Consider the following 14977-nt stretch of genomic DNA (forward strand, 5'->3'; position numbering starts at 1 on the left):
GAAGGCAAAATAATTTGCCTTCTTCGCTTACCGGCTTACCCATCAGGATAAGCTCAGTTGACTTATGGTTTGAAACCTAGTCTTTGTCCAACTCGATGTTAATACCTAACGAGCGGATTTCTTTCAACAATACGTTGAATGACTCAGGAATACCTGGTTCCATGCGATGATCACCATCTACTAAGTTTTTATACATCTTAGTACGACCGTTAACATCATCAGACTTAACCGTAAGCATTTCTTGCAAGGTATAAGCAGCACCATATGCTTCAAGTGCCCACACTTCCATCTCACCGAAACGCTGACCACCGAACTGAGCTTTACCACCAAGTGGTTGCTGAGTTACGAGTGAGTAAGAACCAGTTGAACGAGCATGCATTTTGTCATCAACTAAATGGTTTAGTTTCAACATATACATATAACCAACAGTAACAGGACGTTCAAACTCACGACCGGTACGGCCATCAGTTAATACGAACTGACCACTTTGTGGCATATCAGCAAGCACGAATAACTCTTTAATTTCTTTCTCTGCAGCGCCATCAAATGCTGGTGTAGCAATTGGTAGACCAGCACGTAAGTTACCTGCTAAGCGTAAAACTTCGTCATCAGAGAAGCTTGCAACATCAACTACTTGACGAGACTCACCTACATTGTAGACTTCTTGAATGAAGTTACGTAGTTTGTGAATTTCTTGTTGTGCTTCTAACATACGGTTGATCTTTTCACCGATACCGCGACACGCCATACCTAAGTGAGTTTCTAAGATCTGACCAATGTTCATACGTGATGGAACACCTAACGGGTTCAATACGATATCAACTGGTACACCGAATTGATCGTATGGCATATCTTCAACAGGTACTACGTTTGAAATAACACCCTTGTTACCATGACGACCAGCCATTTTATCACCAGGCTGAATATGACGTTTAACAGCTAAGTAAACCTTAACGATTTTTAAAACGCCAGGTTGTAAGTCATCACCTTGAGTGATCTTACGACGCTTAACTTCAAACTTCTTATCAAAATCTTCTTTGATATTATCAAATTGCTCAGCAATTTGCTCAAGTTCAGCTTGTTGACCTTCATCAGCTAAGTTTTGTGTTAACCACTTGTCACGAGACATTGACGTTAAGTCAGACTCATTTAAACCAGCAGATAACAATAACTTCTTAGTACGTGCGTAAATACCATCTTCTAAAATGCTTAATTCATCGCCAAGATCTTTCTTAACTTCTTTAAGTTGCATTTGTTCAATTTCAACTGCACGAGCATCTTTTTCAACGCCGTCACGGGTGAATATTTGAACATCGATGATAGTACCTTTAACAGAGTTAGGTACACGTAATGAACTATCTTTAACGTCAGCAGCTTTCTCACCGAAAATTGCTCGTAGTAGTTTTTCTTCTGGCGTAAGTTGTGTTTCACCTTTTGGTGTAACTTTACCTACTAAGATGTCACCACCATTTACTTCAGCACCAATATAAACAACACCCGCTTCATCTAATTTAGATAATGCTGATTCGCCTACGTTTGGAATATCTGCCGTAATTTCTTCACTACCCAATTTAGTATCACGTGCAATACACGTTAACTCTTGAATGTGAATAGTAGTAAATCTATCCTCTATTGCAACACGTTCAGATAACAACATTGAATCTTCAAAGTTGTAACCATTCCACGGCATAAAGGCGATACGCATGTTTTGACCTAAAGCCAATTCACCCATATCAGTTGAAGGACCATCCGCTAATACATCACCACGTACAACTGGCTCACCCATACGACACACTGGACGTTGGTTGATACAAGTATTTTGGTTAGAACGCGTGTATTTAGTTAAGTTATAAATATCAATACCGGCTTCACCAGCATGCATTTCATTTTCATTAACTTTTACAACAATGCGCGATGCATCAACATAGCTAACTACACCACCACGTTTGGCAACTGCAGTTACACCTGAATCAACAGCTACTACTTTTTCCATACCAGTACCAACAAGCGGTTTATCAACTCGTAAAGTAGGTACAGCTTGACGTTGCATGTTCGAGCCCATCAAGGCTCTGTTTGCATCATCGTGTTCAAGGAATGGGATAAGTGACGCCGCAACAGAAATAATTTGTTGTGGAGAAACGTCCATATATTGAACTTCAGCAGAAGCTTTTAAGATAAATTCATTTCTATGACGACAGTTAACTAAGTCTTGTACTAACTTGTTGCTATCATTACGTTCAGCGTTCGCCTGAGCGATAACAAAGTTACCCTCTTCAATCGCTGATAAATAATCAATTTCATCAGTCACTAAACCGTCAATAACTTTGCGGTATGGTGTTTCTAAGAAACCAAAATCATTAGTTCGTGCGTAACAAGAAAGCGAGTTGATCAAACCAATGTTTGGACCCTCTGGCGTTTCGATTGGACAAACACGACCGTAATGCGTTGGATGTACATCTCGTACTTCAAAACCAGCACGTTCACGGGTTAAACCACCCGGCCCTAAGGCAGAAATACGACGTTTATGCGTTACTTCTGATAACGGGTTGTTCTGATCCATAAACTGTGACAATTGTGATGAGCCAAAGAACTCTTTCACTGCCGCAGAAATTGGTTTAGCGTTGATTAAATCTTGCGGCATGATTGCATCTAAGTCACCAAGACTTAAGCGCTCACGAACTGCACGTTCAACACGAACAAGACCAACACGGAATTGGTTTTCAGCCATTTCGCCAACAGAACGAATACGACGGTTACCTAAGTGATCGATATCATCAACTTCACCTTTACCGTCACGAATGCCGATTAAGGTTTTCATTACTGAAATAATATCTTCTTTTGACAAGATACCAGTACCAACATCATCTGCATTGCCAACACGACGGTTGAACTTCATACGACCTACCGTTGATAAGTCATAGCGTTCTGATGCGAAGAATAAGTTAGAGAACAACCCTTCAGCAGCGTCTTTCGTTGGTGGCTCGCCTGGACGCATCATGCGGTATACTTCAACTAAAGCTTCAAGCTTGTTAGTTGAACTATCAACACGAAGTGTATCTGACATGTATGAACCAACATCAAATTCGTTCATGTATAAAGTAGATAATACTTTATGGCCCGCTTGGCTAAGCTCGGCTAATAATTCTAAAGTGATAATTGCATTTGCTTCAGCAATTACTTCACCTGTAGATTTGTCGATGTAAGCTTTTGATAAAACACGACCAACGATATAATCTGCTGGTACTTCTAGTTTTTCCAATTTTGCTTTTGATAAAGCGCGAATATGACGTGCTGTAATACGACGACCAGATTCAACTAATACTTCACCCTTCTTGATAGAAATATCAAAAATAGCAGTTTCGCCACGAAGACGTTCAGGGATAAGATCCATGATCAACTTATCACCTTTAATGGTGTAGTCAGTTGTGTCATAGAACATCGCCAAAATTTCTTCAGTCGAATATTCTAATGCACGTAAGATAATTGACGCTGGTAATTTACGACGTCTATCTATACGTACAAATAAGTTATCTTTTGGATCGAATTCAAAGTCTAACCATGAACCACGGTAAGGAATAACGCGTGCGTTATATAATACTTTACCTGATGAGTGAGTTTTACCTTTATCGTGATCAAAGAATACACCAGGAGAACGGTGTAATTGTGAAACGATAACACGCTCAGTACCATTGATTACGAAAGTACCGTTATCTGTCATCAACGGGATTTCGCCCATGTACACTTCTTGTTCTTTGATATCTTTAACAGTACCTGCTGCGGCTTCTTTATCGTAAACCACTAAGCGTAACTTAACACGCAGTGGTGCTGAATAAGTTACACCACGTATTTGACATTCTTTAACGTCAAATAACGGTTCACCTAATCGATAGCTTACATATTGTAATTCCGAGCTACCTGAATAAGCTTTAATTGGGAAAATAGAACGGAAAGCAGCCTCTAGACCGGTTTCACCTGTTGGATCAGTATCAATAAACTTGCGGAAAGAGTCGAGTTGGATGGACAACAAGAATGGATATTCCATTACTTGTACGCTTTTACCAAAGTCCTTTCTAATTCGCTTTTTCTCAAAGTATGAGTAAGCCATGGGGTTCCTCAGCTTGCTGGTTATGGCCAAATCTGCCCACTGAGCAACGCTCAGTTAGACAGGTTATGCTGTAATATTTACGTCTAAATACTACTAGATGCTTCTCTAATAACGAGAAAATCACCTAAACGCTTAATAATGCATTGTTAGAGAATAAACAAATATTTATTTTCTAACAACAAAAGCGCAAAAAGGCCGGTGACGTTTAAATCACCAGCCATGCCTTTTCAGGCAAACAATCTGTTTAAAAACAGATTATTTGATCTCAACAGAAGCACCAGCTTCTTCAAGAGTTTTCTTAAGTTCTTCAGCTTCAGCTTTCTCTACGCCTTCTTTAACAACGCCAAGAGATTCAACTAAGTCTTTAGCTTCTTTAAGGCCTAAACCTGTAGCGCCACGAACTGCTTTGATTACTGCAACTTTCTTCTCACCGAAGCTAGTCATAACAACGTTAAACTCAGTTTGTTCGTCAGCAGCTTCAGCAGGTCCAGCAGCTGCAACAGCAGCAGAAGCAGAAACACCAAATTTTTCTTCCATTGCTTCGATTAAAGCAACAACGTCCATTACTGACATTTCAGCAACTGCGTTTAAGATATCGTCTTTAGAAATAGACATACTATAATTTCCTAATTTTTAATAAACAGGCCATTTTTACTTTTCTTATTAAGTAATAAAGCACTGTTTGAAATAACTACAAATACAAAAAGCTTGGTTATAAGCAATAAGCTTATATAACCTATGCAGCTTCCTGTTCTTTCTGATCGCGTATAGCAGCAAACGTGCGGGCTAATTTGCCTGCAGATGCTTCTTTCATAACGCTCATCAAACGTGAAATCGCTTCGTCGTAAGTAGGTAGCTTAGCTAACATATTTACGTCTACTGCGTTGCCTTCAAATGCAGCTGCTTTTAATTCAAAGTTTTCGTTAGCTTTAGCGAAATCTGTGAATAAACGTGCAGCAGCACCTGGGTGATCACTTGAAAAAGCAATTAATGAAGGACCTTTGAATACGTCAGAAACACATTCAAATTCAGTACCTTCTACTGCACGACGTGCTAATGTGTTACGGACAACTTTCATCCATACACCATTTTCACGTGCTTGCTTACGCAATACAGTAATTGCTTCAACTGCAACACCACGGGCATCCGCGATTACAACTGAGTGAGCGCCATTAGCAGCTTCTTGAACTTCAGCAACAATTGCTTTTTTGTCATCAAGATTGATAGCCATTGGCTTTAACTCCTGGTTCAGACCGGTAAAAGTACCGGTATTTACAATCCTTAGCTAATAATTACTTACTAGCTAAGCCATAACGGCGAGGACCAGAAAAATCTAGGAAATATCTGGGTAATCACCATCTACGTAGGATAAATTAAGTAATTAAATCAGAAGAAATAACTACACCTACGGTCTTGGACGGGGGTTGTGTATTTATTCAGCTTCATTCGATTTTACTCGAAAAACTGGCCAAAAAAGTTCACAACTCCTACCAAAATTTAAGGGGCGAAATTATAGATTATAATTTCGCCCTTGTAAAGATTCAATACACAAAACTTTACTCAATAATATTTACACGTAATAAATTACAGGTAATATTAAGCTTGAGTTAGTGTTGCTTGGTTGACGACAACGCCGGCACCCATAGTTGTAGAAAGAGAAACTTTCTTCAAGTATTGACCTTTAGCATTTGCAGGTTTTGCTTTTTTAAGCGCTTCTAGCAAAGACTCTAAGTTTTCTTGCAATTGTGCAGGTTCGAAATCAGCCTTACCAATAGTAGTATGGATGATACCGTTCTTGTCGTTGCGGTAACGGATCTGACCAGACTTAGCGTTTTTAACAGCGCCAGCTACGTCAGGAGTTACTGTACCAACTTTAGGGTTAGGCATTAAACCACGAGGGCCTAAGATTTGACCTAGTTGACCAACAACACGCATTGCATCTGGAGAAGCAATAACAACGTCGAAGTTCATTTCACCGGCTTTTACTTGCGCGGCTAAATCTTCCATACCAACGATGTCAGCACCAGCTGCTTTAGCTTTCTCTGCGTTTTCGCCTTGTGTAAATACAGCAACACGTACTTCACGACCAGTACCATTTGGTAATACTGTAGCGCCACGAACGTTTTGATCTGATTTACGAGCGTCAATACCAAGATTTACAGCAACATCAACGCTTTCACGGAAGTTAGCTGTAGCAAATTCTTTTAATAAAGAAACTGCTTCATTGATATCATATTCTTTTGTTACGTCTACTTTTTCACGGATAAGACGAGCGCGTTTTGATAATTTAGCCATTGATTAGTCCTCTACCACTAAACCCATTGAACGAGCAGAACCCGCAATGGTACGCACTGCAGCTTCAAGTGAACCAGCAGTTAAATCAGGTTCTTTTGTCTTAACGATTTCTTCAAGTTGAGCTGTAGTAACAGTTCCAACTTTATCAGTGTTAGGACGACCAGAGCCGCTTTTTATGCCAGCTGCTTTTTTCAATAAGAAAGAAGCAGGTGGAGTTTTTGTTTCGAAAGTAAACGAACGGTCACTATATACAGTAATTACTACTGGAACCGGAGCGCCTTTTTCTAAAGAATCTGTTTTCGCGTTGAACGCTTTACAGAATTCCATGATGTTAACACCATGTTGACCTAATGCAGGACCAACTGGTGGTGACGGGTTAGCTGCACCAGCAGCTACTTGTAGCTTGATTAAAGCTTGGACTTTCTTAGCCATTTTAAAATACCTTTTGTTTGGGTAGTTAACGCAATCACTTAACATTAAGGTGGAATTCACCAACTCGACATAAAGTTTTCGCTTCCCTGTTTACAAAATTCGCTTTAAAAACAATTGTTTTCACAACAGAATAAAGCGCATTTAGTGCGCGCTAAAAATAAGCGGCAGCGGATTATATATTAACCAGCCATATCATTTCAAGCGCTTTTATTGTTACCTAGAAAATAGTGGTGTTCTGTATTTACATCAAACCACTGTTTCCCCTGTAAAATCAGCGTTTTTCCGCTACTTTATTAGTAGTAGAAATGGTAGCTTCTATACGACGGTTTTGTTCGTGAGCTGCAGCTGTATTATCTGTATTTAGTAATTCGCTTTCACCATAACCTATCGAATTTAAACGACTTGCATCAACACCAAAGTCATTAATTAAAACATCAACAACAGCCTGAGCACGCTTAGCAGATAAAGTCTGGTTATATGCAGCACTTCCCTTTGCTGAACTATGCCCTTTAATTGTTAAACTAAGATCTGGATAAGCTTCCATAAATTTAGCGACTTTAACCATAATTGGTTTATATTTTTCTTTAACTACGGCTTTATTGCTATCAAAGTTAATAAGTAACTCAACGGTATCTTGCGCTTCAGTAAAAACAGTACAGCCTACTTCATTTACTTTGTCCGTTGCAGGAGTATTAGCGCAATTATCTTTGCTATCTAATACACCATCATTATCACTATCTAATTCAGCGATAGGAGCAACAGCAGCGATAGGGGCAACAACGGCAGCTTTAGTTTTTACTGGCTCACTACGCTTTATTTCAGCTTTTTGTGTACCAAAGAAATAGATAAAGCCTAACTTAGCAGATAGGTCAGTGTAATTATCTTCAAATTGATAATGGCCTTTTCCTTCAAAATAAAGTGCCATATTCTTACTTAAATAATGACGGTAGCCAGCACCTAATGCTGCAGAAAGATTTGATTCCTCAACATCTAAAACATCTGCGCCACCCACAACATAAAAACTTTCTTTAAATGGGAAATATAATAGATCTAACGCAATACTTTTGCCTGATGATAAATCAACGTTATGATTTTCAGCAACCGGATTAAAATGAGTATAAGAAAGTCTAGTTTCAAATAACTCTGAGATACGGTAACCCGCCTCCGCACCTACACCTGAAGCATGATCAATTGATGAGTTGGCATTGCTATTAAAAAGACGATCCTCATCTGTTTTTAAATACAAAGTATGGCCACCAAGATACACCTTGCCAACTAAACTCTCAGCACTTGGCTGCTCAGCAGCTGATAACGATAAAGAAAAAATTGATAAACCGATAAACTGGCTTATTTTTGAAACTGGTAAGTAGCGCATTACATATTATCCCTATGAATGTAGTCCAATGATTGGTTTTTTACGGCGCATATTTTAATCGTTTCTTCTTTATGTTGCAGCAATTAGTTATCAATTTGTAAAAATATCTTTCAAATTGTTATTAAAAAGACATTGATAAGCTGTATTTCGGGCTACATAGGCCTTTACCTCCTTGTTTGGGCTAAAGTCTCTTACATTTAACATTTTAATTTTAGTTATAATGTTTTCATAAAAATGTCAGTCACATTATTACTAGGTCTCATATGTCTATATCTGCACACAACAGCAAACTACAAAGGTTTGTTGAAAGTAAAAAATTCCAAAGTTTTCTTATTTTTCTTATCCTCTTTAATGCAATTAGTCTGGGCCTTGAAACAAGCCAGTTTGGTAAAGCTAATGCTGAGCTTTTACACACCATAGATACGACCATCCTAGTACTGTTCACAATTGAGCTTTTATTAAAATTCATTGTTTATCGAAATCAATTTTTTCGTTCAGGATGGAACTGGTTTGATTTTATAATCGTTGCCATTTCCTGGGCACCTACAAGCGGTGCATTATCGGTTTTACGCGCCTTTAGAATATTGAGAGTTTTACGGTTACTTTCTGTCGTTCCGCAAATGCGTCGTGTGATAGGCGCCCTAGGGCATTCATTACCAGGTATGGCTTCAGTAGTTGGTGTCTTGAGTATTATATTTTATGTGTCCGCTGTACTAACCACTAAGATATTTGGCACTCATAGTGATGCGAACATGCAGGAATGGTTTGGCAACATTGGGGCTTCTGCTTACACCTTATTTCAGGTAATGACATTAGAGAGTTGGTCTATGGGGATAGTTCGTCCAACCATGGAGTTATTTCCCCTCTCTTGGGTATTCTTTGTACCCTTTATCATTATTACCAGCTTCGCAGTCCTTAACTTATTTATTGGTATTATAGTTGATGCGATGCAAGTCATGCATGAAGAAGAAGGTAAACCTAAACAAGTCATAGCAACTAAAGAAGATATGTTAATACTTGAACAAAAAATTGATAAACTAAATCAATTACTACAGAGTAAATCTAAGCCTGATAAATAGTAGAATTGAGTATTATCTTATGTGATTAAAGTATTACCAAATTAATACCAATAAGTTAAGGTTAACTTTATAAAAAATATAACCTTACGGTAAAAAAATGACAACGGTTTCCCTTTATTCTCGTTTATGTAAACTACTGCCACTTGCTATGGTGATTATTGTCTCTGCTTGTAGCAGCACACCACAACCAAGCAACCCACCTCCCCTAACCAAGGCTAATATTTATATTAACCAGCTGGCTTTTGACGTGCAAGCGCCCAAACAAGCAGTAGTTGCTTTACCCATAGGTGAAACAGCAAGTCGTTTTATCGTTTATCAAGATTCAAACATGATTTATCAAGGTAAGCTTACTTCTCAACCAAGCTTCTCTGAATGGGGGCAAGGTGCTCACTATTACCTCGCTGATTTCTCGCAAGTAAAACGCCGAGGTGAATTTCATATTGTAGTAAATACACCCAAGCAGCAACTAGCTTCATCAACGTTCGCGATTAAACATAATGCTTACTTTGCACTTACCGCCAAATCACTAATCAATTACTTTAAAGCAAGTCGTCATACTAATCCGAGAGATGAATCTATTCGCATGATTGGTACTGAACGTTACGTTAATGTTTCAGGTGGTTGGGTAGATGCAGGAGGGGATCAGGGCAAACACTTAAGTCAGCATACTGAGTCTAACTTTTTAATTCCTCAACAAGGCGCAATAGCTACCTGGGCCATGGCAAAATCTTATGATAGCTTAAATCGATTGTATGACCGCAAGGCATTAACATTGGAGCTTGCTGAGGAAGTTATTTGGGGCGCAGATTATCTACATAGAATATTAGACAGTGAAGGCTATTTTTATACCAATATTTACGACCAACGAGGCTTGGCAGAAGAGCGTTTAATCTCAGGTTATCAAGGAGCTGAAGGTGATTATAACACTAACTTCCAAGCCGCTTTTCGTGAAGGCGGAGGCATAGCTATTGCTGCGTTAGTAAGAGCACATGAACTGAGTAATAAAACAGGTGTTCAAGGTGAATTTTCTGCAAAGCAGTATTTAATCGATGCGGAACGTGCTTTTACTCATTTACAAAAGAACAACCTACGTTATGTTGATAATGGTAAAGAAAATATTATCGATGATTACACTGCCCTCATTGCGGCCACTGAACTTTATCGCATAACTAAAAAATCGAAATACTTAAAAACCGCGCGTCACCGTGCTCATAACTTAAATAATAGAATGACTTCACAAGGTTGGTTTGTCAGCGATGATGATAATAGACCCTTTTATCATGGGGCTGAAGCAGGATTACCTGTTATTGCCTTAGTTGATTATTTAGCAATAGAGCGTAATCGACAAATTAAAACTAAAACTAAACGGACTATTAAACTATCGCTTGATTATCAACTCGCCTTAAATTCTCAGGTTGCTAATCCATTTAATTTGGCACGCCAAACATTTAAAAGCTACAAAGATGGCCAGCACACTAAACAACAAGAAGGCTTCTTTATACCGCATGCAAGTGAAGCTAGCCATGCTTGGCAAGGTGAAAATTCACGCTTGGCCTCATTAACCGCTGCAGCAATATGGGGTGGTAAAATCACTCACAGTGATAAAAGTGGTGCTTTTGGTATCAATGATGAACTCGCTTATTTTGCACAAAGCCAAATAGATTGGATCATGGGTAAAAATCCTTACCAAGTAAGTATGTTATACGGTTTTGGCGTTAATAACCCACCGCATGCTAAAAGTGCGGGTACTATGTTAAATGGTGGTATTTCAAATGGTATCACTGGCGCAACATCATACCTAAATGGCCGTGGCATTACTTGGGCTGAAGGACCTGATGAAAATAATAGGCGCTGGGTAGAACAATGGTTACAAAATTCAACCTGGTATTTGTTAGCTATGACGGCAATGACTGAGTAATTCACATCAATGGACTGAGCTATTAAACTTAGTCCTTTGACAACACCTATTCTTAATTTCTTCAAACACAGACTTCTACATTAGAATCTTTTCATCAAAGCTGCTGATAGCTAAATAGCTTTACCTAACGTTTACTCTTCTCTTGAACTTACACAGACGAATATTAATCAGGTAATGATTAACCTGTAATAACGACTCTGTAATACTGAAAATTTAGTGCTACTAAACGGATTAATTAATCACAAAAAAAAACGCTTGCACAAAGCAAGCGTTATTATATCAAGTATTTTTTATATTCAGAAAAAGTGGCTACTTAGCTACCCTTCTCAACTTGACCAAATTCTAAATCAACTGGCGTTGAACGACCAAAGATAAGTACAGATACTTTGATACGGTTTTTCTCGTAATCAAGTTCTTCAACTACACCATTAAAGTCAGCGAATGGTCCGTCAATAACACGAATAACTTCACCTGGTTCAAACAATGTCTTAGGCTTCGGCTTATCTGTTTCTTCAAGACGTTGTAAAATACGATCCGCTTCTTTCTTGGTAATCGGTGCAGGACGATCACTTGTACCACCAATAAAGCCAAGAACACGTGGAACACTTTTCACTAAATGCCAAGCATCAACATCCATTTCCATTTGTACTAAAACGTATCCAGGGAAAAACTTACGTGAGCTTTTACGCTTTTGACCTGCGCGCATTTCTACTACTTCTTCAGTAGGAACTAAAATCTCACCGAATTTCTCTTGTAAACCGTGGATTTCAATGTGCTCAAGCAATGTTTTTTGAACGCGACCTTCATAACCAGAAAATGCTTGTACTACGTACCAACGCAATTTCGGATTTTGATTAACTTTCTTTTCTTCGCCTTCAGGAGAGATATTTTCTTCTGACATATTTTCTTCAGACATAACTAAACCTGCATACCTGTAACTAAACCAACTAACCAGAATAGAACGGAGTCTAATCCCCAAAGTAGTAATGACATCAATAAAGTCACTACTAATACAATACCTGTCGTCTGTACGGCTTCTTGGCGTGTTGGCCAAACAACTTTACGTACTTCAGTACGAGCTTCTTTTGCAAATATAGCAGCATTACGACCTTTTTCAGTTTGTAATGCAATTAAACCAGCAATACCAACCATTGCCACAACAGCCACTGCTCTAATTAATACTGACTCTTCACCGTAAACGTAATTACCCGCAACAGCACCCGCTAAAAGTAAGAAAATAACTCCCCACTTTACTGCATCGAAAGAACTGCTTGGTTGCTCTTCTGTACTTGCATTCATAATTCTATTCCGTATTTATCTACTTTCTAATAACACGACTTGCAAACACAAGTCGCTTAAACATAAATGAAATCATCTATGTTTACTCAAAAATGGCAGGGGTGGAGAGACTCGAACTCCCAACCATCGGTTTTGGAGACCGCTGTTCTACCAATTGGAACTACACCCCTACAGATTGCTTATAAAGCAATAGTTACACTTATCAGGTGAATCTTAGTTTTTTGGGAAATAAGAGATACTCGAGAAGTGAGGCGCTATTATACTCAGCCCAGTGTTTTACTCAAGAAGTATTTGATGTATTGGCTAAGATAAGCCGTTTCTCTGCAATAGCATCTTTAAATAATCAGAACATGATTATTTAAAACGCAATAGATGCTCAACTAGCCTTCTTAAGAAATACTATTTCGTATTATTGAAACCCGGTCACTCATTTAAAATGCGACTCTATACTGTTGGAAGTTTCTTTCCAGCGTTAAATTATGCGCACAAAAAAGGCCGCGTTAGCGACCTTCTTTATTCAGTACTATTTCTAATATGAATTTGTGTTTTAACAGATGATTTAACAAGACGTTGGCACGGAGTTGACGCTAGTCAATGAGTACCAACAACGACGTTAAATCGATGTTAAAGACAAATTAAGCCATAATCTTAGAAACAACACCAGCACCAACAGTACGACCACCTTCACGGATTGCGAAGCGTAAACCTTCGTCCATCGCTACTGGGTTGATTAGCTCAACAACAAACTTAAGGTTGTCACCAGGCATTACCATTTCAACACCTTCAGGAAGCTCTACAGCACCTGTGATATCTGTTGTACGGAAGTAAAACTGTGGACGGTATCCTTTAAAGAATGGAGTATGACGACCACCTTCATCTTTAGAAAGAACATAAACTTCTGATTCGAATTTAGTGTGAGGTAAGATTGAACCTGGAGCACAAAGTACTTGACCACGTTCAACATCTTCACGCTTAAGACCACGTAGAAGAACACCACAGTTTTCGCCAGCACGACCTTCGTCAAGAAGCTTACGGAACATTTCAACACCTGTACAAGTTGATTTTTGTGTATCACGGATACCAACAACTTCTACTTCTTCACCAATTTTGATGATACCACGTTCAACACGACCTGTTACAACTGTACCACGACCTGAGATTGAGAATACATCTTCGATAGGCATGATGAATGCTCCGTCGATTGCACGCTCTGGCTCTGGAATGTAAGTATCAAGTGCATCAGCAAGCTCAATGATTTTCGCTTCCCATGCTTCATCGCCTTGAAGAGCGCCTAAAGCAGAACCTTGAATTACCGGTAAGTCATCACCTGGGAAATCATATTCAGAAAGAAGTTCACGAACTTCCATTTCTACTAATTCTAATAATTCTTCATCATCTACAACGTCACATTTGTTCATGAAAACGATGATGAAAGGAACACCAACTTGGCGAGACAATAAGATGTGTTCACGTGTTTGTGGCATAGGACCATCTGTAGCAGCAACTACTAAGATAGCGCCATCCATTTGTGCAGCACCAGTGATCATATTTTTGATATAATCGGCGTGACCAGGACAATCTACGTGTGCATAGTGACGTGCTTCAGTATCGTATTCGATGTGAGAAGTATTAATTGTAATACCACGTTCACGTTCTTCAGGAGCGTTATCGATTTGTGCGAAATCTTTAACTTCACCACCGTGAACTTTAGTTAATACCGCAGAGATAGCGGCTGTTAAAGTAGTTTTACCGTGATCAACGTGTCCAATAGTACCAACATTTACATGTGGTTTATTACGTTCAAATTTTTCTTTAGCCATTGTAAGATACCTCTGGGTATAGTAATTATTTACTGTTTAAGTTTGATATTTAATTTGAGATAAGGATAGATTAATCTAGGAATGGTGCTGATAGGCAGATTCGAACTGCCGACCTCACCCTTACCAAGGGTGCGCTCTACCAACTGAGCCATATCAGCATTCATATACAAAGATTGGAGCGGGCGGCGAGAATCGAACTCGCAGCTTTAGCTTGGAAGGCTAAGGTATTACCACTATACGACGCCCGCGTTTTCTATCAGATATCTTTTTTTTTGAACTATACTTTTCAACAAAGTATAACTCGAAAGATGGTGGAGGGAGGTGGATTCGAACCACCGAAGGCTGAGCCGTCAGATTTACAGTCTGATCCCTTTGGCCACTCGGGAACCCCTCCACTTTAAGCCTATACCTTTTCCAAGGTACCCTATAAAAGCATTGCTTTAATAAGTATTAATGGTGCCGACTGCCGGAATCGAACTGGCGACCTACTGATTACAAGTCAGTTGCTCTACCAACTGAGCTAAGTCGGCACTACATTAAGTGGTGCGAATTCTAGTGTAATGTTTTACGCCTTGCAATAGCTAAATTCAAATATTTTGCACTTTTTTCATCTTTATTGTTTGTTTGATGGTTTTTCATTCAAAGGAAGGTCGT

At 39.0% G+C, this 14977-nt stretch carries 11 protein-coding genes and 5 tRNA genes; 2 read left to right on the forward strand and 14 right to left on the reverse strand.

Annotation, left to right across the window (positions count from 1 at the left end; translation table 11 throughout):
- Nucleotides 1–76: 76 nt before the first annotated feature.
- The 6 genes from rpoB to CPS_RS21480 form a co-directional block, all read right to left on the reverse strand.
- Complete coding sequence (gene rpoB, locus CPS_RS21455; RefSeq protein ID WP_011045494.1) at nucleotides 77–4105, reverse strand: DNA-directed RNA polymerase subunit beta; 4029 nt, start codon at nucleotides 4103–4105, stop codon at nucleotides 77–79.
- Nucleotides 4106–4360: 255 nt separating this feature from the next.
- Complete coding sequence (rplL, locus tag CPS_RS21460; RefSeq protein ID WP_011045495.1) at nucleotides 4361–4720, reverse strand: 50S ribosomal protein L7/L12; 360 nt, start codon at nucleotides 4718–4720, stop codon at nucleotides 4361–4363.
- Between the two features lie 121 nt (nucleotides 4721–4841).
- Nucleotides 4842–5336, reverse strand: a complete 495-nt coding sequence (gene rplJ / locus CPS_RS21465) for a 50S ribosomal protein L10 (protein ID WP_011045496.1) — start codon at nucleotides 5334–5336, stop codon at nucleotides 4842–4844.
- A gap of 365 nt (nucleotides 5337–5701) precedes the next feature.
- Nucleotides 5702–6400, reverse strand: coding sequence for a 50S ribosomal protein L1 (rplA, locus tag CPS_RS21470; protein ID WP_011045497.1), 699 nt, complete (start codon nucleotides 6398–6400; stop codon nucleotides 5702–5704).
- A gap of 3 nt (nucleotides 6401–6403) precedes the next feature.
- Nucleotides 6404–6832, reverse strand: a complete 429-nt coding sequence (gene rplK, locus CPS_RS21475) for a 50S ribosomal protein L11 (protein ID WP_011045498.1) — start codon at nucleotides 6830–6832, stop codon at nucleotides 6404–6406.
- Between the two features lie 271 nt (nucleotides 6833–7103).
- Entirely contained in the window at nucleotides 7104–8207 is a 1104-nt protein-coding gene (locus tag CPS_RS21480) for an OmpA family protein (RefSeq protein WP_011045499.1), read from the reverse strand.
- A 263-nt stretch (nucleotides 8208–8470) separates the two neighbouring features.
- Between CPS_RS21480 and CPS_RS21485 the strand changes: the two genes are divergently transcribed.
- Both CPS_RS21485 and CPS_RS21490 read left to right on the forward strand, forming a co-directional pair.
- Nucleotides 8471–9286, forward strand: coding sequence for an ion transporter (locus CPS_RS21485; protein ID WP_011045500.1), 816 nt, complete (start codon nucleotides 8471–8473; stop codon nucleotides 9284–9286).
- A gap of 97 nt (nucleotides 9287–9383) precedes the next feature.
- Nucleotides 9384–11204: a glycoside hydrolase family 9 protein gene (locus tag CPS_RS21490; protein WP_011045501.1), complete on the forward strand. Its 1821-nt coding sequence runs from the start codon at nucleotides 9384–9386 to the stop codon at nucleotides 11202–11204.
- Between the two features lie 313 nt (nucleotides 11205–11517).
- On the opposite strand, the gene nusG is transcribed toward CPS_RS21490, so the two are convergent.
- The 8 genes from nusG to CPS_RS21530 form a co-directional block, all read right to left on the reverse strand.
- A complete protein-coding gene (gene nusG / locus CPS_RS21495; protein WP_011045502.1) occupies nucleotides 11518–12105 on the reverse strand; it encodes a transcription termination/antitermination protein NusG in 588 nt (195 codons plus the stop codon).
- A 17-nt stretch (nucleotides 12106–12122) separates the two neighbouring features.
- Nucleotides 12123–12503, reverse strand: a complete 381-nt coding sequence (gene secE, locus CPS_RS21500) for a preprotein translocase subunit SecE (protein WP_011045503.1) — start codon at nucleotides 12501–12503, stop codon at nucleotides 12123–12125.
- Nucleotides 12504–12596: 93 nt separating this feature from the next.
- Nucleotides 12597–12673: transfer RNA gene (locus CPS_RS21505), tRNA-Trp, on the reverse strand.
- 465 nt (nucleotides 12674–13138) lie between these two features.
- Nucleotides 13139–14323: an elongation factor Tu gene (gene tuf / locus CPS_RS21510; protein ID WP_011045489.1), complete on the reverse strand. Its 1185-nt coding sequence runs from the start codon at nucleotides 14321–14323 to the stop codon at nucleotides 13139–13141.
- Between the two features lie 82 nt (nucleotides 14324–14405).
- Nucleotides 14406–14481: transfer RNA gene (locus tag CPS_RS21515), tRNA-Thr, on the reverse strand.
- 16 nt (nucleotides 14482–14497) lie between these two features.
- Nucleotides 14498–14571: transfer RNA gene (locus CPS_RS21520), tRNA-Gly, on the reverse strand.
- Nucleotides 14572–14632: 61 nt separating this feature from the next.
- A tRNA-Tyr gene (locus CPS_RS21525) sits at nucleotides 14633–14717 on the reverse strand.
- A gap of 60 nt (nucleotides 14718–14777) precedes the next feature.
- A tRNA-Thr gene (locus CPS_RS21530) sits at nucleotides 14778–14853 on the reverse strand.
- Nucleotides 14854–14977: the final 124 nt, after the last annotated feature.

The sequence above is a fragment of the Colwellia psychrerythraea 34H genome (genome assembly GCF_000012325.1).
GTDB classification, from domain to species: Bacteria; Pseudomonadota; Gammaproteobacteria; order Enterobacterales; family Alteromonadaceae; genus Colwellia; species Colwellia psychrerythraea_A.

Coding starts and splice junctions, on each gene's coding strand:
- rpoB (WP_011045494.1), bottom strand. CDS start 4,105: ATGGCTTACTCATACTTTGAGAAAAAGCGAATTAGAAAGGACTTTGGT.
- rplL (WP_011045495.1), bottom strand. CDS start 4,720: ATGTCTATTTCTAAAGACGATATCTTAAACGCAGTTGCTGAAATGTCA.
- rplJ (WP_011045496.1), bottom strand. CDS start 5,336: ATGGCTATCAATCTTGATGACAAAAAAGCAATTGTTGCTGAAGTTCAA.
- rplA (WP_011045497.1), bottom strand. CDS start 6,400: ATGGCTAAATTATCAAAACGCGCTCGTCTTATCCGTGAAAAAGTAGAC.
- rplK (WP_011045498.1), bottom strand. CDS start 6,832: ATGGCTAAGAAAGTCCAAGCTTTAATCAAGCTACAAGTAGCTGCTGGT.
- CPS_RS21480 (WP_011045499.1), bottom strand. CDS start 8,207: ATGCGCTACTTACCAGTTTCAAAAATAAGCCAGTTTATCGGTTTATCA.
- CPS_RS21485 (WP_011045500.1), top strand. CDS start 8,471: ATGTCTATATCTGCACACAACAGCAAACTACAAAGGTTTGTTGAAAGT.
- CPS_RS21490 (WP_011045501.1), top strand. CDS start 9,384: ATGACAACGGTTTCCCTTTATTCTCGTTTATGTAAACTACTGCCACTT.
- nusG (WP_011045502.1), bottom strand. CDS start 12,105: ATGTCAGAAGAAAATATCTCTCCTGAAGGCGAAGAAAAGAAAGTTAAT.
- secE (WP_011045503.1), bottom strand. CDS start 12,503: ATGAATGCAAGTACAGAAGAGCAACCAAGCAGTTCTTTCGATGCAGTA.
- tuf (WP_011045489.1), bottom strand. CDS start 14,323: ATGGCTAAAGAAAAATTTGAACGTAATAAACCACATGTAAATGTTGGT.